This is a genomic window from Nocardia sp. NPDC004722 (genome assembly GCF_053601505.1).
Genome location: NZ_JBSGBY010000053.1, coordinates 1 through 22,425 on the forward strand (window position 1 = coordinate 1; position 22,425 = coordinate 22,425).

General features: G+C 67.7%; 23 protein-coding genes. 9 read left to right on the forward strand and 14 right to left on the reverse strand.

Features of this window, described 5'->3' with window-relative positions; genetic code table 11:
- The 6 genes from ACWELQ_RS08590 to ACWELQ_RS08615 all read right to left on the reverse strand — a co-directional run.
- Positions 1–673: peptide MFS transporter (locus ACWELQ_RS08590; RefSeq protein ID WP_452396403.1), on the reverse strand; the 673-nt coding region annotated here is incomplete at its 3' end.
- A 154-nt stretch (positions 674–827) separates the two neighbouring features.
- Positions 828–1,844, reverse strand: coding sequence for a Ppx/GppA phosphatase family protein (locus ACWELQ_RS08595; RefSeq protein ID WP_452396404.1), 1,017 nt, complete (start codon positions 1,842–1,844; stop codon positions 828–830).
- Positions 1,845–1,875: 31 nt separating this feature from the next.
- Positions 1,876–2,424 carry a DUF501 domain-containing protein gene (locus ACWELQ_RS08600; RefSeq protein ID WP_452396405.1) on the reverse strand — a complete coding sequence of 183 codons (549 nt, stop codon included), beginning with the start codon at positions 2,422–2,424 and terminating at the stop codon, positions 1,876–1,878.
- The gene (locus ACWELQ_RS08605) at positions 2,421–3,080 is read right to left on the reverse strand and encodes an FtsB family cell division protein (protein WP_452396406.1); all 660 of its coding nucleotides are present in this window, start codon (positions 3,078–3,080) and stop codon (positions 2,421–2,423) included. Before ACWELQ_RS08605 ends, ACWELQ_RS08600 begins: the two co-directional genes overlap by 4 nt.
- 139 nt (positions 3,081–3,219) lie before the next feature.
- Positions 3,220–4,506 (reverse strand): phosphopyruvate hydratase, encoded by a 1,287-nt coding sequence (gene eno / locus ACWELQ_RS08610; RefSeq protein ID WP_452396407.1) that lies wholly within the window; start codon positions 4,504–4,506, stop codon positions 3,220–3,222.
- 142 nt (positions 4,507–4,648) lie between these two features.
- Positions 4,649–5,380 carry a lytic transglycosylase domain-containing protein gene (locus ACWELQ_RS08615; RefSeq protein WP_452396408.1) on the reverse strand — a complete coding sequence of 244 codons (732 nt, stop codon included), beginning with the start codon at positions 5,378–5,380 and terminating at the stop codon, positions 4,649–4,651.
- A gap of 244 nt (positions 5,381–5,624) precedes the next feature.
- Here ACWELQ_RS08615 and ACWELQ_RS08620 point away from each other — a divergent pair, with 244 nt between their 5' ends.
- The 6 genes from ACWELQ_RS08620 to ACWELQ_RS08645 all read left to right on the forward strand — a co-directional run bounded on the left by ACWELQ_RS08620 (position 5,625) and on the right by ACWELQ_RS08645 (position 13,123).
- On the forward strand, positions 5,625–6,701 hold the full coding sequence (locus ACWELQ_RS08620) for a TauD/TfdA family dioxygenase (RefSeq protein WP_452396421.1): 1,077 nt from the start codon (positions 5,625–5,627) through the stop codon (positions 6,699–6,701).
- Entirely contained in the window at positions 6,698–7,687 is a 990-nt protein-coding gene (locus tag ACWELQ_RS08625; RefSeq protein ID WP_452396409.1) for an ornithine cyclodeaminase family protein, read from the forward strand. The genes ACWELQ_RS08620 and ACWELQ_RS08625 overlap by 4 nt, the downstream gene beginning before the upstream one ends.
- A 1-nt stretch (position 7,688) precedes the next feature.
- The gene (locus ACWELQ_RS08630; protein ID WP_452396410.1) at positions 7,689–9,095 is read left to right on the forward strand and encodes a Y4yA family PLP-dependent enzyme; all 1,407 of its coding nucleotides are present in this window, start codon (positions 7,689–7,691) and stop codon (positions 9,093–9,095) included.
- Between the two features lie 159 nt (positions 9,096–9,254).
- Positions 9,255–10,598 carry a pyridoxal-phosphate dependent enzyme gene (locus ACWELQ_RS08635; RefSeq protein WP_452396411.1) on the forward strand — a complete coding sequence of 448 codons (1,344 nt, stop codon included), beginning with the start codon at positions 9,255–9,257 and terminating at the stop codon, positions 10,596–10,598.
- Entirely contained in the window at positions 10,595–11,992 is a 1,398-nt protein-coding gene (locus ACWELQ_RS08640; RefSeq protein WP_452396412.1) for an MATE family efflux transporter, read from the forward strand. Before ACWELQ_RS08635 ends, ACWELQ_RS08640 begins: the two co-directional genes overlap by 4 nt.
- A 177-nt stretch (positions 11,993–12,169) precedes the next feature.
- A complete protein-coding gene (locus ACWELQ_RS08645; protein ID WP_452396413.1) occupies positions 12,170–13,123 on the forward strand; it encodes a metallophosphoesterase in 954 nt (317 codons plus the stop codon).
- 19 nt (positions 13,124–13,142) lie between these two features.
- On the opposite strand, the gene ACWELQ_RS08650 is transcribed toward ACWELQ_RS08645, so the two are convergent.
- A complete protein-coding gene (locus tag ACWELQ_RS08650; protein WP_452396414.1) occupies positions 13,143–13,967 on the reverse strand; it encodes a glycosyltransferase family 2 protein in 825 nt (274 codons plus the stop codon).
- 231 nt (positions 13,968–14,198) lie between these two features.
- Here ACWELQ_RS08650 and ACWELQ_RS08655 point away from each other — a divergent pair, with 231 nt between their 5' ends.
- Complete coding sequence (locus ACWELQ_RS08655; protein ID WP_452396415.1) at positions 14,199–14,624, forward strand: hypothetical protein; 426 nt, start codon at positions 14,199–14,201, stop codon at positions 14,622–14,624.
- A gap of 4 nt (positions 14,625–14,628) precedes the next feature.
- Here the strand turns inward: ACWELQ_RS08655 and mtnK are convergent, their stop codons facing one another.
- The gene (gene mtnK, locus ACWELQ_RS08660; protein ID WP_452396416.1) at positions 14,629–15,813 is read right to left on the reverse strand and encodes an S-methyl-5-thioribose kinase; all 1,185 of its coding nucleotides are present in this window, start codon (positions 15,811–15,813) and stop codon (positions 14,629–14,631) included.
- Entirely contained in the window at positions 15,810–16,712 is a 903-nt protein-coding gene (locus ACWELQ_RS08665) for an MFS transporter (RefSeq protein ID WP_452396417.1), read from the reverse strand. The genes mtnK and ACWELQ_RS08665 overlap by 4 nt, the downstream gene beginning before the upstream one ends.
- Before the next feature lie 104 nt (positions 16,713–16,816).
- Between ACWELQ_RS08665 and ACWELQ_RS08670 the strand changes: the two genes are divergently transcribed.
- On the forward strand, positions 16,817–17,386 hold the full coding sequence (locus ACWELQ_RS08670; protein ID WP_452396418.1) for a TetR/AcrR family transcriptional regulator: 570 nt from the start codon (positions 16,817–16,819) through the stop codon (positions 17,384–17,386).
- Position 17,387: 1 nt separating this feature from the next.
- On the opposite strand, the gene ACWELQ_RS08675 is transcribed toward ACWELQ_RS08670, so the two are convergent.
- From ACWELQ_RS08675 to infC, 5 genes are all read right to left on the reverse strand, one after another.
- Positions 17,388–18,902, reverse strand: coding sequence for an APC family permease (locus tag ACWELQ_RS08675; protein WP_452396419.1), 1,515 nt, complete (start codon positions 18,900–18,902; stop codon positions 17,388–17,390).
- Positions 18,903–18,954: 52 nt separating this feature from the next.
- On the reverse strand, positions 18,955–19,758 hold the full coding sequence (locus ACWELQ_RS08680; protein WP_452396420.1) for a TrmH family RNA methyltransferase: 804 nt from the start codon (positions 19,756–19,758) through the stop codon (positions 18,955–18,957).
- Positions 19,759–19,869: 111 nt separating this feature from the next.
- A complete protein-coding gene (rplT, locus tag ACWELQ_RS08685; protein WP_040807291.1) occupies positions 19,870–20,250 on the reverse strand; it encodes a 50S ribosomal protein L20 in 381 nt (126 codons plus the stop codon).
- 122 nt (positions 20,251–20,372) lie between these two features.
- Complete coding sequence (gene rpmI, locus ACWELQ_RS08690; protein ID WP_040856904.1) at positions 20,373–20,567, reverse strand: 50S ribosomal protein L35; 195 nt, start codon at positions 20,565–20,567, stop codon at positions 20,373–20,375.
- Between the two features lie 66 nt (positions 20,568–20,633).
- On the reverse strand, positions 20,634–21,341 hold the full coding sequence (infC, locus tag ACWELQ_RS08695; protein WP_452396422.1) for a translation initiation factor IF-3: 708 nt from the start codon (positions 21,339–21,341) through the stop codon (positions 20,634–20,636).
- Between the two features lie 355 nt (positions 21,342–21,696).
- On the opposite strand from infC, the gene ACWELQ_RS08700 reads away from it, so the two are divergent.
- A complete protein-coding gene (locus tag ACWELQ_RS08700; RefSeq protein ID WP_452396423.1) occupies positions 21,697–22,065 on the forward strand; it encodes a DUF1844 domain-containing protein in 369 nt (122 codons plus the stop codon).
- Positions 22,066–22,425: the final 360 nt, after the last annotated feature.

Consider the following 22,425-nt stretch of genomic DNA (forward strand, 5'->3'; position numbering starts at 1 on the left):
GAATCGCGGTGCGCGGCAGCGGGTTCGGCACATCGCGGCCGTGCTCGCCGAGGTTCTTCCGGAACACCACGTACTGGGTCAGGCCGATGGCCATACCGACGGCGGCCGCACCGAAGCCGTAGTGGAAGCCGACGTGATCCTGCAGCAGCCCGGTGATCAGCGGACCGGCGAACGCACCCAGGTTGATGCCCAGATAGAACAGCGTGAAGCCGCCGTCCGCGCGCGGATCGTCCTTGTCGTAGAGGGTGCCCAGCAACGAGGAGGCATTCGCCTTCAACCCGCCGGAGCCGAGCGCGACCAGCACCAGACCCACACCGACACCGGTCAGTCCGGGCAGGACCGCCAGGGCGATGTGGCCCGCCATGACGATGACGCCGCCGTAGAAGACGGTGCGTTCGGAGCCGAGGATGCGGTCGGCGACCCACGCGCCCAGCACGGTCGAGAGGTAGACCAGGCCGCCGTACGCGCCGACGATGCCGGTGGCGGTGGACTTGGAGATGCCGAGGCCGCCGTCGGCGGCCGTGTAGTACAGGTAGTAACCCAGGATCGTGAGCATGCCGTAGAACGAGAATCGTTCCCACAGCTCGACACCGAACAGATTCGCGATACCGATGGGGTGGCCGAACAAGGTCCGTTCGGTGGCCGGTTTCGCGGGGTTGGCTACTCCTGACATACCCGAGACCTTCCCATATGGGGCAATCTGACAGCAACCTCAGGTGTTAACCTACGTCACAATTGCTTGCGGGAAGCTCAGGATGGCTCGGAGAAAATTAAGGATGAGCAGGGCGGAGGACAAAAGCCCTCAATCCGCTTGATAACCGGCCTGATCAGGCGATCGAGAGCGCGATGCCGTCCAGGATGTCGTGTTCGCTGACGATCAGCTCGCCGATCCCGGCGCGCCGGGCCAGCTCGTCGGCAAGCACTTCGGCTATTACCGCGCCACCGCCGATCACATCGACCCGCCCCGGATGCATGGGCCCGAGCGCGGCCCGCTCGTCGTGGTCCATCCCGATCAGCCGATCGCAGACCTTGCGCAGTTCGGCCAGTGGCAGCCGGGTGAGATGCACGCGCTCCGAATCGTATTCGGGCAGATCCAGCGACACCGCCGCGATCGTGGTCATGGTCCCGGCCACGCCCACCCACGTGCGCGCCCGCTCCACCGGCACCACGCCGAACGCTTGCGCCAGTCGCTCCGAGGCGAAGAAGCGCGCCGAGGCGACCTCCTCACGGGTGGGCGGATTGCCGTGCAGGCAGCGCTCGGTGATTCGCACGCAGCCGATGTCGGCCGAGTACGCGGCCTGCACACCGTCGGCGTCGCCGAGCACCACCTCGGTGGACCCGCCACCGAGATCCACCACCACGAAAGGCCCTTCGGCACTGGAGAGTTCGCCCACCGCGCCCGCGAACGACAGCCGCGCCTCCTCGTCACCGGTGATGACCTCGGCCTGCGCCCCGGCCACCACCCGGCCCAGCTCGACGCCGGTCATGGTGAAGAAGTCCTCGCGATTGGAGGCGTCCCGCGTCGCCGAGGTCGCGGTCATCCGCACCCGCGAAACCCCGTGCTTCAGCATGAGCTCGACGTAATCGTGCAGCGCCACCCGAGTGCGTTCGATCGCTTCGGGATTCAACGCCCCCGTCGCGTCCACGCCCTGCCCCAGCCGCACGATCCGCATCTCCCGATGCACGTCGAGCAGCGTCGGCTTGTCATTCGCGTCGTGCGAGACATCGGCGATCAGCAGTCGAATCGAGTTGGTCCCGCAATCGACCGCGGCGATCCGCTCATGCCCGTCGGCCGCCGCGCTCCCGGCTCCGGCCGCGCTCTGGGCGAATTCCGCGTTGCTCATGCCTGACCTCTGAATTCGACTAGTGCGGATGCTATTCGCCGTCGGCGGGCGAATCGGTGCGGTAATCCTCGGATTTCGGCCAGTCTGCCGGAATCGCGGTGCCGCGCAAGCCGTGGTCGGCGGCCAGGGCTACGGCTTCGTCGCCGAGGACGTTGAGACCGGGCCCCTTGGCGAGGGAATGGGCGATCAGGACGTGCAGGCATTTCACGCGGTCGGGCATGCCACCGCCGGCGAAATCGGTGCCGAGGTCCAGGATGGCGTTGCGTTCGGACAGGTAGCTGTCGTAGGCGGCGCGGTAGGAGGCGGCCAATTGCGGGTCGCGGGTGAGGCGTTCGGACATCTCGCGCATCAGGCCGGTGGTCTCGAGGCGGCTGGCCTCGGCGGTGAGGCGCGGGTCCGTGAGGTAGTAGAGGGTCGGGAAGGGGGTGCCGTCGGGCAGCTTGGGCGCGGTCTTCACGACCGCGGGCAGGCCGTCGGGGGTGTGGTAGGCCACGGCCAGCACGCCGCGCGGAGTCCGGCCCAGTTGCTCGGCGACGATCGCGAGATCGCGCTCGCTGGGTTCGTTCTCGGCTGCGGTCACCTGGGTTGTCCTTCCGGAGTGGGCGGCGGGGTGTTCGGGTTTGCGGCGGCGCCCGGGGTGGCGGCCGGTTGTGGCGACGAAATGCTGTGCCACACCTGCGTGTACCAGGGGTCGGGCGCCTTGGCCTTGGTGGCCGGGGGCGGGATGGCGGGCTGCTCGATATCGGGGATCTGCACGATATAGGGCGTCTCACCCGGCATCACCAGGCGCAGCCGGTCGCGCGCCTCCGCCCGGATGTAGTTCGGATCCTGTTGCTGGGCACGGCGATCGCGCAGGTCCGCGACGTCCTGTTCCAGCTGGCGATGCTGCTGGGCCAGCTCGTGGGCGTCGGAACGCTGGGTGAAATACGTGCGCAGCGGCACCGCCAGCGTCAGCGCCAGCCCGCACAGCACCGCGGCCAGCAGCACCGCCCGACCGGTGGACAGGCCGAGGATCTTGCGTTCGTGCCGTTCGGAACTCGCGGCGGCGGTGGTGCGGCGCTTGCTCGTCCGAGCGGCTCCCGAACCGGACTCCGACCGAGCCGTCTTGGTGGTCTTCTTCGCGGTGGTAGTCGTCTGCTTGCCGCCGCTCGAGGTGCTCTTGGCCCGTGACGAGCGCGACGGGCGGCGATCACCGCGTCCTGCCGGACTGGTACCGCGCGCCCGTCGCTCTGTCATCTCACACCTCGAATATCAGCCGATTGTCCAAACTCCCGGGGTTTCAGGGGGAATCCCTGAAACCCCTTACCTTTTCGGGGTCTCAGGGGCGCAAACCCCTGAAACCCCCATTGGTTCGGAGGCTCAGCCTTCGACTATGTCAGCCCTCGAACGCGAAACGGGGGAACGCCACGTCACCGGCGTAGCGAGCCGAGTCGCCCAGGGCGTCCTCGATGCGCAGCAGCTGGTTGTACTTGGCGACGCGCTCCGAGCGGGCCGGGGCGCCGGTCTTGATCTGGCCGGAGCCGACGGCGACCGCGAGGTCGGCGATGGTGGTGTCCTCGGTCTCGCCGGACCGGTGCGACATCATCGTCTTGTAGCCGTTGCGGTGGGCCAGGTCGACCGCGTCCAGGGTCTCGGTCAGGGTGCCGATCTGGTTGACCTTCACCAGGAGTGCGTTGGCCGCGCCCTTGGCGATGCCCTCTTCCAGGCGCTCCGGGTTGGTGACGAACAGGTCGTCGCCGACGATCTGCACCTTGTCGCCGATGGAGTCGGTCAGGGAAACCCAGCCGTCCCAGTCGTCCTCCGACAGCGGGTCCTCGATCGAGACGATCGGGTAGGCGGTCAGCAGGTTGGCGTAGAAGTCCGACATCTCGGCCGCGGTGTGCAGCTTGCCCTCGAACTTGTAACCCTCACCGGTGGTGTAGAACTCGGTGGCGGCCACGTCCAGGGCCAGGGCGATCTCGCTGCCCAGCTTGAAACCGGCCTTCTCGATCGCCGACGCGATCAGATCCAGCGCGGCGCGGGTGTTGGCGACCGACGGCGCGAAACCGCCCTCGTCGCCCAGACCGGTGGACAGGCCCTGAGCCTTGAGCACCGACTTCAGCGTGTGGTAGACCTCGGCACCCCAGCGCAGCGACTCCTTGAAGGTCGGCGCGCCGATCGGGGCGATCATGAATTCCTGCACGTCGACGCCGGAATCGGCGTGCGCGCCACCGTTGAGGATGTTCATCATCGGGACGGGCAGGACGTGGGCGTTCGGGCCGCCGACGTAGCGGAACAGCTCCAGGCCCGAGGACTCGGCGGCCGCGCGGGCCACCGCCAGCGAAACACCCAGCAGGGCGTTCGCGCCCAGACGCGACTTGTCCGGGGTGCCGTCCAGATCCAGCAGGGTCTGGTCGACGGTGCGCTGCTCGACGGCGTCGAGACCGATCACGGCCGGGGCGATCTCGTCGAGGACGCCCTCGACGGCCTTCTGCACGCCCTTGCCCTGGTAGCGATCGCCACCGTCACGCAGCTCGACGGCCTCGTGCTCACCGGTGGACGCGCCGGAGGGCACGGCCGCGCGGGTGAGGGTGCCGTCGTCGAGAGCGATCTCGACCTCGACGGTGGGGTTGCCACGCGAATCCAGGATCTCGCGAGCTCCGACCTGTTCGATGATGGCCACGAAACGACACTCCTTCGGCTGCTGACTCGGCAGGTCGCACGGCGAACCCGTGCGCTGACGAGCCTACTGTGCCGCGATCGAGCGGGCGCAGCCCCCCATCGGCGTGGTCACAAGATATAAACCGGCTGGATTGATTGCCGGGTCAGGCCGAGCGGCCGACGCTGTAGGCGGCGGCGCGGTAGCGGACGGTGTTCATGTAGCTGGTCGATTGGTTGTAGGTGAGCAGGGCCTTCTGCCAGCCGTCGACGGTGGTGAGGTTGCCGCCCATGGCGCACAGGTAGCGGGCGGCGGTCAGCGCGGCGTCGTCGATATTGTCCGCATCGATCGTCCCGTCGCCATTGGCGTCCACGCCCCAGCGCTGCCAGGTCTCGGGGATGAATTGGAACGGGCCCATGGCGCGCACGTACACCGGATTCGCCTCGGTGGAGCTGACATCCAGGATTTTCGCCCGCCCCGGCGAACCGTCCAGCGGCAGACCGCGAATCGGTGGCGACACCGTCCCGTCGTCGGCGAGGTGGGAGCCGCCATGCGAGCCGTGCTGGCTCTCCACGCTGGCGATGCCCGCGAGAGTGGTCCAGCCGATGCCGCATTCGGGTTTGGAGCGCGCCATCACCGCGGCGGCATATCCGTACGCCTCCAGCGCGGTCACAGGTATCCCCGTGCTGGCATGCTGTTCCTTCGCCCAGCTCTCGAGCTGAATGGCGCTGCGCCCCGGCGCATCCAGGTCGATCGCCGGGATCGGGGCGCCGACGGGCGGCGGCATGTCATCCGGAACGGGGGTGAGATGCACTGCGCCGCAACCGGTCAGCAATAGCAGCGCGGCCACCGTGCCAACGAGGCCGGCGCGGGTCGGTAGGGCCCGGAGGTCGGCCATTCGTGTTCGCACTCCTCTCATCATCCAGATGGATCGCCCGCGGGGCGAGGAACGTGAACGCGGCTCGCCCGAGTCGCGTGCACCGAGCAGGTTCCGCTAATCTCCCGGCTACCGTCTGATACCGATCAGCTATTTCTTCAACACGCCTTTAGGTAAGCCTTGCCAAATTAACGAGGGCCGAATACGGTCGTTGGCCGGAGCTAGATCACCTCGTCACCACCGAGCCAGGAAGGCCCTTCCCTTGGTGAAAAGCGTTCTCTCCGAACGTTCCACGCTTCACCCCGCGGACATCGAACGGCGCGACCTGCCGGAATCCGCCGCCCGCGCCATTCGCCACCTCGCTGCTGAGATCGCCGTCACAGTAGGCGCGCACCCGGAGATAGCGACCACGCTCTCGCATCCGGTCCTGCTGCGCCACATCGACGCCAAGTACGGGCGGCTGCCCGACGCCGTGCACGAGGCCATGCGCCCGCCCGCCACCGCTTCGGGCGTGACCGTCATCCGCCCGCTCGCCATCGGTGACGACGAACTCGGGCACACCCCGCACGACTGGCGCGAGGCCGCGGCACAGGCCGGTGACCGCGCGCACCGCTCGGCGTCCTTCGAACTCGACATCGCCATGCTGCTGCTGGCCCGCTGTGCCGGTGAGCCTTTCGGCTGGGAGGGACAGCAGGGCGGGCGGCTGGTCAACAACATCGTGCCGACCCCGGGGCACGAGCATGAGCAGTCCGGGGCCAGCAGCACCACTCTGCTCAGCCCGCACACCGAGGACGCCTTCCACCCCGACCGCGCCAACCTGCTCATGCTGGGCTGCCTGCGCAACCCGGATCTGGTGGGGACCACGGTGTCCTCGGTGCGCAATACCGAACTCGATGCGGCACAACGAGACACGCTGCTGCGGCCGCAACTGCCGATCCTGCCCGATGTCTCCTACGGCACCGGTTTCGACCACGCTCCGGCACCCGCGGTCGCCACCCTCGGCATCGACGAGGGGCAGCTGACCCTGCGTTTCGACCCCGCGTACACCCCGCTCGACGACGCCGACCCCGAATTCCGGTCCGCGTACCGGCATTTGGCCGCCGAACTCGAAAGGGTCTGCATCACCGCCGCTTTGGCCCCCGGAGAACTGCTGCTGGTGGACAATGACGTTGTGGTGCACGGGCGGGTGCCGTTCACCCCCCGCTACGACGGCACCGACCGCTGGCTCAAGCGGGTGAACATCCGGCTGCCGCAGCGTCGGCGCGCGACGGAAGCGGCCGAGGACGGGTACGGCCAGCGGGTGGTGGCACCGTTCCGCACGAGCCGAGGGAACAAAACGTGAATGCCCGAACTACCCCGCTGCGGGTCCTGTCCCGTAGCGACCTGGCCGACGTCCCGATCTCCCCCGCCGAGGTGGTGCGCGCCGTGGAAGACGCGTATCTCGCGTTCGCGGGCGGTGATTCGGACAACCCCCGCAAGCTCAGCGTGGCCCATCCGGACGGCTGGTCGGTCGCCTATGCCATGCTGGGCCGCGACGGCCGCCGCCGGGTGGTGGCCATGAAGACCAGCTACAAGTTCGACCCGCACCACGATCGGTCGAACAAGCGCTATTTCACCACCATCTCGCTCTACGACGACGCCACCGGCACCCCGATCGCCCTGATGGACTGCGCCCGCGTCGGGGCGCTGCGCACACCCGCGGTGTCGGCGCTGCTGGTGCGCGAGTGTGCCCGCCCCGGCGCCCGCAGTGTGCTGCTGATCGGCACCGGCACCCAGGGCCGCAACGCGCTGCCGCATCTGCTGGCCGCCAACCCGCACCTCAATCGGCTGATGCTCTACGGTACCCATCCGGAGGGCCTGGAGGCGGTGTATCAGCAACTGCTGCAGCATCATCCGCAGGCCGAACTGGAGATCGTGAGCGATCCGCACAGCGCCGCGCGCGAGGCCGACGTCATCCTCGCCACCGCGGGTCCCGGCACCCGTGTCGCCATCGAGTCCAAGGACCTCGCCCCCGGTGCGACCGTGGTGCTGGTCGGCTACGGCCTGGCCCCCTCCACCCTCACCGACGCCGACCGCGTGGTCGCCACCAGCGCCGAGCAGATGGCCCTGACCGGCACCGACATGGCCGGTCCCGACGGCCGATTACGCCGGGTCGACGCCGAGCTACCCCAGATTCTCGACCACCGCGCGGTCGGCCGCCTCACCGACGACGAACGCCTCTTCGTCTACAACAGCGGGCTGGTGCTCACCGATATCGCCGTCGCGCACGCGCTCGCCAACCGGGCCATCGCGGAGGGCCGCGGAACGGAGGTGTCGCTATGGGACTGAGATGTTCTCGGCCCGCCGACGAACGGGGAGCACGCTGACCGACATCCTGAATCCGCTGACCGTGTCGCCCGGCATCTCCGACATCACCGCGACCCCGCTGCCCGCGCACCGCGACGACTGGGAACGACGACTGCTCGATCACCCGAATCTGTTGCGCACCATCGCCGATGGCATCGGCGGTCCCTTCCATCTCATGTACCCGGCCCGGATCACCCGCAATATCGAGGCCTTCCAGCAGGTGTTCAAGCGTGCGCAGGTCGCGGGTGCGATCTATTACGGCAAGAAGGCCAACAAATCGCCGTGCGTGGTCGATTCGTGCGCGACGACCGGTGTCGGCGTGGATGTCTCCAGCCCCGACGAGCTGGCGGCCGCGCTGCGCGGCGGCGTGCTGGGCACCGACCTCGTGGTGACCGGACCGGCCAAATCCGATCGGCTGCTGCAACTCTCGGCGCGGCATCGCGCGCTGATCGCCATCGACGATCCGGCCGAGCTGATCCGCCTGACCGCGCTCGACCTCCCCGCCCGCGTACTGCTGCGAGTGCTGCCGGAGGGCTCGACGAGTCGTTTCGGCCTGACCGCCGGTGAACTCGACCGCGCCCTGGTGGAGATCGACACCAAGGAAATCCGGCTGGAGGGCTTCAGCTTTCACCTCACCGGCTACGACGCCGCGCCGCGCGCGGAACTGGCCGCCGCCCTGATCGACCGCTGCCTCGAGGCCCGCACCCTCGGCCATCCGGTGAGCACCATCTCCATCGGCGGCGGTTTCGGCGTCGATTACGTCCCACGGGCCGCCTGGGAGAGTTTCCGCGACGGCGTGAGTTCGCGCTGGTTCCATCGCGGCCGTGCCCTCGACCCGAAACGCTTCTATCCCTACCATTGCCCGGTCCCCGGCCCCGCCATGCTCGAGGCCGTCCTGAAACACGACAACCTCGGATCCCGTCTGCGCGAAGCGGGACTCATGATGGCGATCGAGCCGGGCCGCGCACTCCTGGACCACGCCGGATGCACCGTATTCACCGTGCAGGGCGTCAAAACTCGGAAAACCGACGGAATCGACTACGACATCCTCACCGTGAACGGCACGAGTTTCAGCTTGTCCGAACAATGGTTCGAGAGCGAGTTCTTACCGGACCCGGTCCTCTGGCCCGAAGACTCCGGCGCGATCACCCCCACCTGCGTCGGCGGATCCTCGTGCCTGGAAGAGGACATGCTCAGCTGGCGCCGAATCCCCCTCCCCCGCGCCGCGATCACGGGCGACTTACTCGTCTATCCGAACACGTCCGGATACATGATGGATTCAAACGAGTCGGACTTCCACGGCATGACGCTGCCGCCGAAAGTGTTGCTGACCGAATGCTCGGGAAGTTCCGGCTATGCGGGCTTCCGTTGGTCGATCGAAGGGCGTTGACCGCCCGAAAATCAGACATACGTGATTTACCAGCTATTTCGCTATGGAGCTGGCGACTGCCCGTGCATTAGGGTGCACAGAGGCAAAACGCTATTCACGGAATCGTCATCGAAGTAGCGTCGAATTCAACCGTGCACCACGACAAAGGAGAAGCGCTCGATGCCGGTTATCGCGAGGCGTGTGTCGGAATTGATCGGACAGACGCCCCTGTTCGAACTGGCCGTCAGCGCGGTGACCGGATCGCGGCTATTGCTGAAGCTCGAGACACGGAATCCGACCGGAGCCGCCAAGATTCGGATGGCGCGGGCCATGGTGCTGGATGCCGAACGGCGGGCGGTGCTGCCCCCTGGCGGGCACATCATCGAATCCACCTCGGGCAACACCGGATTGGGGCTGTCGGTGGTGGCCCGTGAGCGCGGGTACCGCTTCACCGCGGTGGTCGATCATCACGCCTGCGCGGCCAAGCTGAACGCCATGCGCGCCATGGGGGCCGAGCTGGTGTTCGTGTCCGAGGAAGGCGATGACGGGCTGTCCACCTCCGCGCGGGAGGAACTCGCCGAGGAGCTGGCCCGGCGGGAGGGACCGACCGCGTTCTTCCCGGCGCAGCACGACAATCCGGCCAACGGGGTCGGCTACTACGCGCTGGCCGAGGAGCTGCTGGACGACCTCGAGAAGGTCGACGTTCTGGTGGGTGCGGTCGGGACCGGTGGGTCGCTGTTCGGGACGGCGCGTGGGCTGCGGGAGCACGGCTGCGACCCGCGACTGGTCGGGGTCGAGCCCGAGGGGTCGATCGCGTTCGGCGGTCCGGCGCACGACTATTGGCAGTCCGGGACCGGGACGCCGGAGGGCGCGTCGCCGGGCATCCATGTCGAGGAGGATCTGCGTTTCATCGACGAGGCGGACCGGATCAAGGTCTCCGATGTGGATGCCTTCGCCACCGCCCGCGCGCTGGCCGGGGAACTCGGACTGTTGATCGGCGGGTCTTCGGGTAGTTCGGTATTGGCCGGGCTGGCTCGGCTCGAGGAGTTTCCGCCGCATTCGGTCGTGGTGGTGATCATCAATGACGACGGCGAGAAGTACCTGGACACGGTGTTCGACGAGAAGTGGATGAACGATCGTCACCTGCTCGACAAGACGCGGGAGACCGAGATCGTGGAACTGCTGCGGCGGCACCGGCCGCCGCGGCGGATCGATCCGCGCGAGATCGAGCTCCTGCGTCATCTCGACACCGCACTGCCGCACGCGGGCGGCGCGGATCACGCCGAGCAGGTCACGCTGATCCGCACGCTGCACCGACTCGGGCTGTCCGCCAACGAGATCGGCGAGCTGCTGTCCCGCACCGACGATCAGATCCGGCTGGCGCTCGAGAAGCATGTCCGGCGGCTGACCGACGAGACGAACACGCTGACGCAGTTCATCGCGACCATGCGCGGGAGCGCGCCCACGACCTACGCCATCCGCATGCCCGACGCCGCGACCGTGAACGAGGCTGCCTCGAAATGAGCGCCGCACCACGGCAATCCGATGGGCGGCAGCTGACCTCGCTGGCCATGCCGATCGCTTTGACCCAGTTGGCGCAGGTGGCGGTGTCGACCACCAATATCGCGTTGATGGGGACGCTGGGGGTGCGGCAGGTGGCGGCGGGCGGGCTGGCGCTGGTGTTGTTCAACCAGATTCGGACCATGTGCGTCGGGCTGATCACCGGGACCGGCAATCAGGTGGCGACCGTGGTGAGCCGGGCCGAGAAGCAGGGGCGGCGGTACGAGGCGCAGGTGCTGGGGGTGGTGCGGTCGAGTTTTCTGATCGCGACGCTGGCCGGGGCGCTCGGCGGGCTGCTGCTGATCGGGCTGGGGTGGGCGTTGCGGTGGCTGGGGCAGGACGGCGCGGTGCTGGCGGAGGCGCGGCCGATGATGGTGGCGCTCGCGCCGGGACTGTTGCCGTGCCTGTGGTTTCAGGTGTTGCGGCAGTACACCGTCGGGATGCAGCGGCCGCAGGCGCTGCTGCTGGTGACGCTCGGGTCGGTGGCCTTGAACCTGGTACTGGCCTTGGCGTTCATCCACGGCTGGGCCGGGCTGCCCGCGCTGGGCCTGACCGGGGTCGGGGTGTCGACGTCGCTGGTCTTCCTGATCACCTTCGGGGTGTTCTGGGCGATGGTGCGCCGCGACCCGAAACTCGGTGCGACACTGCCGGTTCGGATGTGGCCGGTGCACCGGGCCACGGTGTGGGAGGAACTGCGGCTGGGGACGCCGATCGCGCTCACCTACGGGTCCGAGGCGGGCATGTTCTCGGTGCTGGCGCTGGTGATGGGCAGTATCGGGGCGGCGGCGCTGGCCGCCCACAATGTCGTCTATCAGATCGTGTACATCGTGTTCCAGGTGGCGATCGGGCTCTCGCACGGGGCGTCGATCCTGGTGAGCCGGGCGGTGGCGCGCGAGGAGTTCGCGCACGCGCGGTCGGTGGCGCGGCTGGCGCTGAAGTACGCGCTCGTGGTCGCCCTCGTCACCGGGCTCGCCTATGTGCTGGTCCCGAACTGGGTGCTGCGGCCGTTCCTGGCCGAGGGCGACTCCGCGGCCGAGCACGTGGCGCACACCCTGCTGTGGGTGGCGATCGCCCTGCAGTTCTTCGACGCCGCGCAGAACATTGCGGTCGGTCTGCTGCGGGGGCTCAAGGACACCAAGGCGGGCTTCCGGCTCTCCCTGGTCGGCTACTGGGGTGTGGGATTGCCCACTGCGTTGTTGTTCGCATTCCCCTTGCATTGGGGGGCCGTGGGCGTCTGGCTCGGGTTGACGGCCGGTCTCGCCACCACCGCTACCTTGATGCTGCGCCGATTCCGCGCTCTGTTGCATCAGCGTGAACAGGAACATCTTCCGGTGCTGGCGGGTAGCCCGGGGCATTAGCCCGACACCCAAACCTCACCTACTCGCAAGCATGCCGTCACTGGCCGCGGGCAATCTGAAAGAAACGGGCTTGGCTATTCTGGCGACGATATCGGCAAGTGCGATCGTCAGCAGCAGCGAGCTCTGTCGACACAGTTGGCAAGCAACGGCGCAACACCAACGCCGGGGAGGATGTCCGTGTACATCACACGAGTCGCCGAGTATCCCAAGCCGGATCACGTGCTCTTCCACTTCAGCGACACCCATCTGATCGCCGCCGACACCGAGCTCTACGGTGCGGTCGACGCCGAGGCGCGGCTCGAGAGCCTGCTGGGTCAGGCCGAGGCCAGCCGCATCGCGCCGACCGCCATCGTCTTCACCGGTGACCTCACCGATCGCGGCGAGGCGGGCGCGTACCGCAAGCTGCGCGATCTGGTGGAGCCGTGGGCCGAGCGGATCGGCGCGCCGGTGGTGTGGGTGGCGGGCAACCACGACGAGCGCGGCACGCTGCGTGAGCACCTGCTCGACGAGAAGCCTTCCAGCGCACCGTTCGACGCCGTCCACATGTTCGACGGCCTGCGCGTCATCGCCCTCGACACCACCGTCCCCGGGCAGCACTGGGGTGAGATCACCGACAACCAGTTGGCCTGGCTCAGTGACGTTCTCGCCGAACCCGCCCCGTTCGGCACGGTGCTGGCCATGCACCACCCGCCCATCCCGTGCGTGCAGGACCTGGCCGTCCTGGTGGAGCTACGCGACCAGCGCCGCCTCGCCGACGTCCTCGACGGCACCGACGTCCGCGCGATTCTCGCGGGCCACCTCCATCTTTCGAGCCATGCCACCTTCGCGGGCATCCCGGTCTCGGTGGCCTCGGCGACCTGCTACAGCCAGGACATGGCCGCCGCCGAGGGCGGTCAGCGCGGCCGTGACGGCGCGCAGGCCTTCAACTACGTGCACATCTACCCGGACACCATCGTCCACTCGGTGGTCCCCATCGGGCACGGCCCCACGGTCGGCCAGCCCGCGGACCCCGAGCAGGCGGCCAACCGCCTCGCCGATGCCGGCATCGTGATTCCCCCCGCGGCCCGCATCCCACACGTCCTCCGCCGCCGGACCGAGGCCTCCGAGTCCGACGGCGAGACGGTTCTGTGAGAGGCCACCGGAACTGACGTCAGGCCGCGCCGTGGGCGAGCGGGTACATCCGCTCCTTGCCGGGGCGGAAGGTGAAGCGGCGGCGGTCGAAATCCCAGAGGCGGTAGATCGGCCACTGGATGGTGTGTGACAGCCAGGCGCCGGTAATGATCACGCGGTGGTAGGGCAACACCTTGTAGCCGTGCTTGCTGATCGTGTTGAGACCGGTCAGCTGGAACTGCCACCACTTCGCCGGACTGGTGCGGCGACGGCGGGCGGAAGTCTGAGCGCGCATCGTCGTCGGTTGCTCGATGTGCAAGTCGCGCTTGGTGAGACAGAGCGCCAGGTCGAGGTCGTCGATGACGTCGGGGGTGACGGAGGTGTCGGCGCGGACCTGATCCCAGGCGGTGGCGCGGATGGCCATGTTCGGGCCGTGCATATTGCCGACGCGACCGCCGAGTTGGCCGCGCTTGGCCTGCAGCCAGTAGCCGAGCTCGAGGAAGAAGCCGACCGGGGAATCGAAGTAGGTGGTGATTCCGGTGAGGGCGGCGTACTCGGGATGGTCGGTGAAGTTGGTGCGGATCACCTCGGCCCAGTCGGGGGCGACGATGGTGTCGGCGTCGGTGCGGGCGAGGAAATCGCCACGGGCCTTGTCGAATCCGGTGTTGCGGGCGCGCGCGACGCCGCGTTCGGGTTCGTCGACCACGGTCACCTTCGGATTGTCGAGGGCGTAGGCGGCGAGGATGTCGGGGGTTTCATCGGTGCTGCCGTTGTCGACCACAACGATTTCGTCGATGGCGTCCTGTGCGGTGAGCCGGTCGAGGGTGGCCCGGATGCTCTGCGCCTCGTTCAATACCGGGATCACGACGGACAGGATCGGTCTTGCGGGGACAGTCATTGGGAGTCAAAGGCTTTCGTGCGGCGAAAGATGTTGCAGCGATCCTGCAGCGAGCCGCGGCCTCCAGCAAGCCGTGATAAATACTGGCATTCCTCTTCGTGCCATTGGAATTCCGATAGTCCCTGCCAAGCGCCGGTTTCTACCGTCGAGACATGTTCCGGCCGAGTGGCCAACGTCTCGAGGGAGGGATCCGCAGTGATGAGTAATCGGATTGTGGCACGTAGCACGGTTTTGGCTGCCGGGCTCGGGGCAGTGGCGGTGATGCTGGTGCCCAGCGCCGGAGCGACACCGGTCACGGCGCAGAAGGGTGCGACCGACACACAGGTCATCGATTGCCCCGGCCGCGCACCCGCGACCAAACCGGCAAGACTGGATAACGGGTGTTCGACCGCGCACCAGTACCTCACCGATATCACCTGGCAGGTGTGGGGTAACGACGTCGCCATCGGCGAAGGCACCTATCACGTGAACAACTGCGAGCCGTCCTGCGCGGCAGGAACTTTCAACACCAGCCGCGCCTGGATCGTGCTGTCCGACCCGGACTCCGCCACCCACCTGTTCACCAAGGTCACCACCCCCTCCACGGAACGCGGCCAGTGGACCACCAGCCTGTTCCTGAAATAGGCGGCTAGTACTGGTCGATGAGTTCTCGTACGGCCTGCGGGTCCTTCAGCTCGGCACGCTGGAGGACCAGTTCGCGGCCGATCAGCAGGGCTCGGCGGGTGGCGGGACCTGGGTCGGGGAGCGAATCCAGGTCGGACAGGTGGGCGAAACCCACTATGCGACGGATGATTTCGGCACCCGCGTAGCCGAGGGCGTCGCTCCAGACCCGGGCCAGGAAGCGGTCGAGGTAGGCGTCATCGAAGAAGGTATCCAGGCGGGTGGGCCACAGAGCACGGAATTCGGACTCGAAAGCCTGCCAGGCCCGGCCGATTTCGTCCGTGTGCGTGGATGTGCCGCCCAGAGCGCGGGCGCGGCTCTCGGCGACGATCACGTTGCCCCAGTACAGGCCGAGATCGAAGCCGACGGGGCCGACGAACGAGAATTCGGGGTCGAAGACGCGGACCACCTCCGCGCCGTCGCGTTCGCCGATCATGATGCTGCCGGTGTGCAGGTCGCCGTGCACGAGCGACTGCGCACCGGACATGAAAGTGTGTCGCAGCTCGGCGATTTCGGTGCGCAGTCGCGAATCGGCCCGGTACTCGGCGGCGAGGTCGTCGACCGATTCGTGCCAGTGGTTGTGCTCGTGCCCGACGTAGGGTTCGGCGAGCACCAGATCTTCGGTGATCTTGCAGAGTTCCGGATTCACCGATTCCGCCAGCAGGACTTTGCGTTCAGCGGAGGACATGCCGAAATCGCTGGTGGCGAAGGCCAGCCGGGCGACGAAGACGCCGACCGCGGTGGACGCGCCGCCGAAGCCGCCGCCCTCGTTGAGGACCGTGCGCAGCACTCGCAGATCCGACAGGTTTTCCATGGTGAGCGCGTAGTTCTCGGCATCGTAACCGTGGACCACGGGAATGGTTTCCGGTGCGACGGCCGCCACCCGGCGGTAGGCGCGGGCTTCCGCGGTCGCGCGGGCGGGGCTCATGGGCCAGGACGGTCCCGCGACGCGCACCCACGGCAGCGCCTGCTTCACGGCCAGGCTGCGGCCGTCTCCGCGATGGGTGGCGATGAATACCCGGTTCAGATTGCCGTCGGAGACCTCGTGGACGTCGATGTCGCTGTCCGCGAAGGGTTTTCCGGCGAACATTCCCCGCTCGCGCAGGTAGCCCGGGATGTCGCCGGGTTCCAGGATCCGGTAGTCCTCGGTCATGCTCGTTTGCCTCCCGACAGGGTGAAACTGAATATCAGCGCCAGCACCAGCACTCCGCCCTGGACCACATCCTGTGTGTAGTAGGGCAATCCGGCGATGGTGAGGCCGGAGGAGATGATGCCGATCAGTACCGCTCCCAGGGCCGTGCCCCACACGTTCGGCTTGCCGCGCCCGAGTACCGAGGTGCCGACGAGGGCCACTGCCACCGCCTCGAGCAGTTGCGAATTGCCCGCGGACACATCGCCCTGTCCGATGCGGGCGGCCAGGATCAGCCCTCGTGCGCCACCGAAGGATTCGTTGAGGACGCGGGCCGCGAACGGCACCGCGAAGATGCCGATCGGCACATTGATCCAGAAGATCCACTGCCAGTTGATGCCCTCCACGACGGCACCGCCGACCACCGGGCCGAGCGCGACGCCGAGTCCGGAGATGCCGCCCCAGATGCCGATGGCGGCGCTGCGCATCTTCTCCGGTACCGCCGCCGACAGCAGTGTCAGCGACAGCGGCATCACCGCGGCCCCGCCGAAGCCCTGGGCCGCGCGGGCGGCGATGAGCATCCACGGTTCGGTGGCCAGCGCGCAGGCCGCGGAACCCAGTGTGAACAGGGCGATTCCGGCCAGATACAGCCGCCGACGGCCCAGCCGGTCGCCGAGTGCGGCCGCGGTGAGCAGCAGCGAGGCGAAGGCGAGGGTGTAGGCGTTGACGAACCATTGCAGGTCCGACAGCGAGGCGTGCAGTTCGGTGCGGATCACCGGGAGCGCGTTGGTCACGACCAGGTTGTCGAGGGTGACCATGAACGTCGGGATGCCGATTGCGGTGAGGATCGCGGCCAGCGGACGCTGACGGGCACCTTCAACGACTTTGTCGGCGAGAGAAGAGGTTTCGAGTGTTTCAGTCATGTCCAAGTCCTTGTTGTAATCGACTGATAACTAGAGAGTATGCATCGACTGATAACATGTCAATGGCAGACAGGATTCCCCGCTGACGAGGAGGTCGCGACACCATGACCAGGACCCGGATGACCGCCGGTGAACGCAGCGAGGAAGTGCTGCTCGCAGCCGTCGCCGCCTTCGCCGAATCCGGATACGCGGCAACCAAAACCGATGACATCGCACGCCGCGCGGGCGTCTCGCAGCCCTACGTCATCCGTTTGTTCGGCACCAAGCAGCAGCTGTTCCTGGCCGTGCTGGAACGTGTCTGCGACCGCATCGAGGACATCTTCCGCGGCGCCGCCGAACAGTTCGCGCCCGACGAGACCCCCGAACAGCGTCTGGACACCCTGGGCCCGAGTTTCACCAACTTCCTGCAGGAACCCGATCTGCCGCGCGTGTTCCTGCAAGGCATGGCCGCGGCCTCCGACCCGGCCATCGGCGACTGCATCCGCGAGCGCTTCGGCAAGATCTACCTGCTGTTGCGCGAGCTCACCGGCGCATCCCCGGAAGAGCTGCGCGGCTTCATGGGCAAGGGCATGCTGCTCATCGACCTGACGGTGATGCGGCTACTCGGACCCGACGCCGTCCGATTGCCCTGGGCCGACGAACTGCTCGTCGATCTCCGCGGCGAGATCTTCTGATTCAGCCGCGCAACGACACTTCCGGCTCGGGATCGGCATCGGCCTCGATGATGTCCTCGGTCGGCTCCGGCAGTCGGCGCGCCAGCACCTCGCCGCGGAAGAACGGCGGCATCACGCGCGCCAGGCTCAGGTAGATCGGGATGCCGATCAGCAGGGTGCCCACGCCGAGCACGAAGACCGCACTGAACCAGGAGGTCACCGCGGTCCAGCCCGCCGCGAACAGCAGCGCCAGGCCGCCGAGGGTGGGCAGGAGGCCCTTCACCACGAAAGTCCTTGGGCTGCCCGCGAATTCATGCCGATACAGCCACGCGCAGCTGAGGCCGGTGAGGCCGTAGTACAGGCCGATGGAGATGCCGATGGCCGTCACCGCCTCGGCGATCAGACGGCCGCCGGACGCGAAGTTCAGCCCGACGTACAGCGCGACCGAGACGCCGCCGAACACCCAGGTCGAGAACACCGGGGTCCGGAAGCGCGGATCGATGCGGCCGAACGCCTTGGGCAGCGCGTGATGCAGCGCCATCGAATAGGTGGTGCGCGCGGTCGGCAGAATCGTGGTCTGGGTGGACGCCGCCGCCGAGGTGAGCACCATGCCGAACAGCAGGTACACCGCCGCCGTCCCGATCCAGCTGTCGCCGAACACCGCGCGCCCGAGCGCGCCCAGCACATCGTCGACGTGGTCGGGATTGGCCAGCCCCAGACCGTCTTTCCCGGTCCCGGCGAACGCCTGCGCGGCCACGGTCACCAGCAGATACAGCGCCACCAGCGTGATGGTGGACAGCACCGCGGACCGTCCCGGCGTATGCCGCGGATCCACGGTCTCCTGGTTCACCGAGACCGCCGAGTCCCAGCCCCAGTAGATGAACACCATCAGCAGCAGCGCGGTCACGAAGTCGGAGAACGAGCCGATGGCGAAGGGGTTGAACCAGTCCCAGCTCGGCAGGCTCGACCCGTCCGGACCGTGCCCGAGCACCACCCGCCCCAGCGCGACCGCCGAGAACACCACCAGCATGCCGAATTCCACGCTCAGCAGCACCGACTGCAACCGCGCCGACACGTCGATGCCGCGCACCGCCACGATGGTCATGAGAATCAGATAGGCAATCCCCAGCAACAGCACCCAGACGCTGGTCCCGTCCGACCCGATGCCGTGCGCCCCGAACAGATGGAAGGTGTACTGCGAGCTGATCTGCGCCAGGCTCGCCATCACCAGCAGATCCGACACCACGATCGCCCACCCGGCCATCCACCCGGTGAACGGCCCGAACGCTCGCGTCGCCCACACGAACGTGGTCCCCGGATCCGGTTCCACCGCATTGAGATCCCGATACCCGATGGCCACCAGCAGCATCGGCACGAAGGCCAGCAGCACGATGATCGGCGACTGCGCCCCGACGGCCACCACAACCAATCCGAGCGTGGCGGTAATGCTGTACGCCGGCCCCGCCGACGCCACCCCGATCACCACACTGGAGACCAGGGACAGCGCACCGGACCGCAGAGTGCTGGGCGATGTCACGCGCCAAGATTACGGGCAATCCCCCAGCACACCCAATCGCTCCGGGGCACGGTCAGCGCGCGTGCTGGACGCGGGCGCTCGCGTAGAGGCAGATGGCCGCTGCGGCAGCGAGATTCAGGCTTTCGGCGCGGCCGTGGATGGGGATGCGGACGCGGTGGGTGGCGCGGGCGGCGATGGCCTTGTCGAGGCCGTGGGCCTCGTTGCCGAACAGCCAGGCGACGGGGCCGCGCAGGATGTCGTCGGCGTCGTCGAGGTCGACTTCGCCCTTGGCGGTGGTGGCGAGGATCGCGATGCCCGCGGCTTCCAGGGCGTCCAGGGTGGCGTCGATGTCGCGGGACCGCGCTACAGGGACGTGGAAAAGGCTTCCGGCGCAGGCGCGTACGCACTTGCCGTTGTGCGGGTCGACGGAATCACCGGCCAGCACGACGCCGTCCGCGCCGACGGCGTCGGCGACCCGGATTAGCGTGCCCGCATTGCCCGGATCCGCGATCTCGACGGGCACGGCCAGCATGCGCGGCGTGGCGTCGAGGACCTCGCGCAGCGGCACATCCACGTGGCGGCACACCGCGATCAGGCCCGGCGGGGTCACCGTCTCCCCGAGCATCTCCGCCGCCCGGTCGCTGACCAGCGTGGTCCGCACCCCTTGCGCGGCCGCGCCCGCGACCAGTGCGTGCTCACGCTCGGCGGCCCGGGAGGAGTAGAACAGCTCCTCGACCCGGTCGGTCTCGAGCGCGGCCTCCACCGAATTCGCGCCCTCGGCGAGGAACAGCCCGGTCTTGCGCCGCACCGGGCTGCGATGCAGCTTCACGGCCGCGACGATCCGGGAATTGCGCCAGTCGATGACGTCAGCGCTCATGACCATCCGCTCCTACCGTTCGAAAGTCTCCGGAAACACGGAACGACCCGTGTGTGCTGCGAGAGCACGTCCACGGGTCGTTTCGGGTATTGCTTTGTCACGCAGACCGAATCAGGCGGCCGGGGCGTTGACGTCGGCCGGGAGGGCAGCCTTGGCGGCGGCGACCAGCTGGGCGAAGGCCTCGGCGTCGGAGACGGCGAGCTCGGCCAGGATCTTGCGGTCCACCTCGATGCCGGCGGCCTTGAGGCCCTGCATGAAGCGGTTGTAGGTCATGTCGTTCAGACGCGCGGCGGCGTTGATACGAGTGATCCACAGCTGACGGAAGTCACCCTTCCGCGCCCGGCGGTCCCGGTAGGCGTAGGTGAGCGAGTGCAGCTGCTGTTCCTTGGCCTTGCGGTACAGGCGCGACCGCTGACCGCGGTAGCCCTTCGAGGCCTCGAGAACGGAACGGCGCTTCTTCTGAGCGTTCACAGCCCTTTTGACGCGTGCCACTTTTCAGTCCTTGATCGTTCGGGGGCGCTGGGTCTCTCGCGTGGGACCCGGGGTTCTGCGCCCGGAGGTTGGTGTCGGTGAGGCGGTCCGCGAACGGATCGCGAGCGGCTGGCTCAGCCGAATTACTTGGCGAGCAGCTTCTTGACGCGAGCGACGTCCGCCTTCGCGACGACCTCCACGCCGTCCAGACGACGAGTCCGGGTGGACGGCTTGTGCTCGAGCAGGTGGCGACGGTTCGCCTGCTGACGCAGCAGCTTGCCGCTGCCCGACACCTTGAATCGCTTCGAGGCGCCGCTGTGGCTCTTCATCTTCGGCATGGAATTTCCTCTATCTGTCTCGTACCGGAGGCAGGGTTGTGCCCCTGCCGCCGGTGCTTGGCGTTATTACTGCTGCGGGGTGGCCGCCGAGGCTTCGGCGACGGGTGCTTCCGCAACCTCGGTCGCCGGCGCTTCGGCCGGAGCCGCCGCGGGCGCACTACTGCGCTGCTGCGACGAGCTCGCGTCGTTCTGGGCCTTCACCCGCGTCTTCGCACCCTTGTGGGGAGCGAGGACCATGGTCATGTTCCGGCCGTCCTGCTTGGCCGAAGTTTCGACGAAACCGAGGTCGGCGACGTCGGCGGCCAGTCGCTGCAAGAGCCGGAAACCGAGTTCCGGACGCGACTGCTCGCGACCGCGGAACATGATGGTGACCTTGACCTTCGACCCGGCCTCGAGGAAGCGCATCACGTGGCCGCGCTTGGTCGCGTAGTCGTGGTCATCGATCTTCGGTCGGAGCTTCTGCTCCTTGATCACGGTCTGGACCTGGTTCTTCCGGGACTCACGCGCCTTCTGCGCGGTCTCGTACTTGAACTTGCCGTAGTCCATGATCTTGCACACCGGCGGGCGTGCGTCCGGCGCGACCTCGACCAGGTCGAGGTCAGCTTCCTGAGCGACGCGTAGTGCATCTTCAACACGCACGATCCCAACCTGCTCGCCGCCGGGTCCGATGAGTCGGACCTCGGGAACGCGGATGCGATCGTTGATGCGGGTCTCAGTGCTGATGGGGCCTCCTAGGTCAAGCGGTTCGTCAACGACCGCAAGCAATAACTGCAACCCCAATTTCAACACGAAAGCCCCGTGTTGGTATTTCACCACCACGGGGCCCGAGTCGACCGATCTTCGACGCGAACAAGCCGCATCGCACCGCACGCAGGGAAAACCCACGCACAGAACCCATCAAGTAAATGATGGGCGACCGGACCGTCGAACCTTGCTGTGTTCCATCGGAACCGCTGGTTGACGGTGGGAGTCGGGCTCCACTTGATGCCCCGTGTCGGTTGCAGTAACCAGTCCGGGACGGTCGTCGCGGAAGAGTCTAACACTCATAGCCGCAGGCTCCGAATCGGCGGCCCCCGCGACCAGCGGCGACCCGCGCGATGCGATGCTCTACCCCATGAGCGAGGCAACCATGAACGACGACGCGACCCTATCGGACGCCGCCCTCATCGATGGCGAGGTCGTCCGCGAACTGGCCGACATCCCCGCGGTGGAGGTCATCAGCCGCGCCGCCGTCATGCTCATGAGCTCCGCCGCCGAGAAGCTCGGCCTCGGCGAGCCCGACCCGTCCGCGAGCCCCCACCTCGACCTCGACGAGGCCCGCCGCGTCATCACCGCCCTCGCCGGTCTCGTCACCGCCTCCGTCGAATACCTCGGCCCCCACGCGGGCCCCATCCGCGACGGCCTGCAATCCCTGCAGCGAGCCTTCCGCGAATCCTCCGAATACCCCGACGCCCCCGGCGCGGGCCCGGGCGAGAAGTACACCGGCCCGGTCTACTGATCGGCTGATGCCCGTCTCGGCCACCCCTACGTGGGCCGGGTCGAGTAGTTCCAGCCTGCCGTGGTGAGAGCCGGGGGGTTGCGAGATCAATTGGCGGGGTGGGATTTCCGGACCGGAAAAATGGTGCGGCAGTTCGACCTCGGTGTGGGGGCGGAAAGCGCCAGGCAGGGTGGGGCTGACGGCGAGGTTGGCGAGAGACCCCAGGACAGAGGGGTTTTCGGTGTCGGTGGGGTGTGCCATCCTCGGGGTATGGCACGGATATTGCGGCGGCGGCGATCGGGAAGAACGCGCCGGTCGGGTATGTGAATGTGGCCGGGTTCGCGCCGTTGGACAAGCGGGATGCGGTGTGGCAGCAGGCGC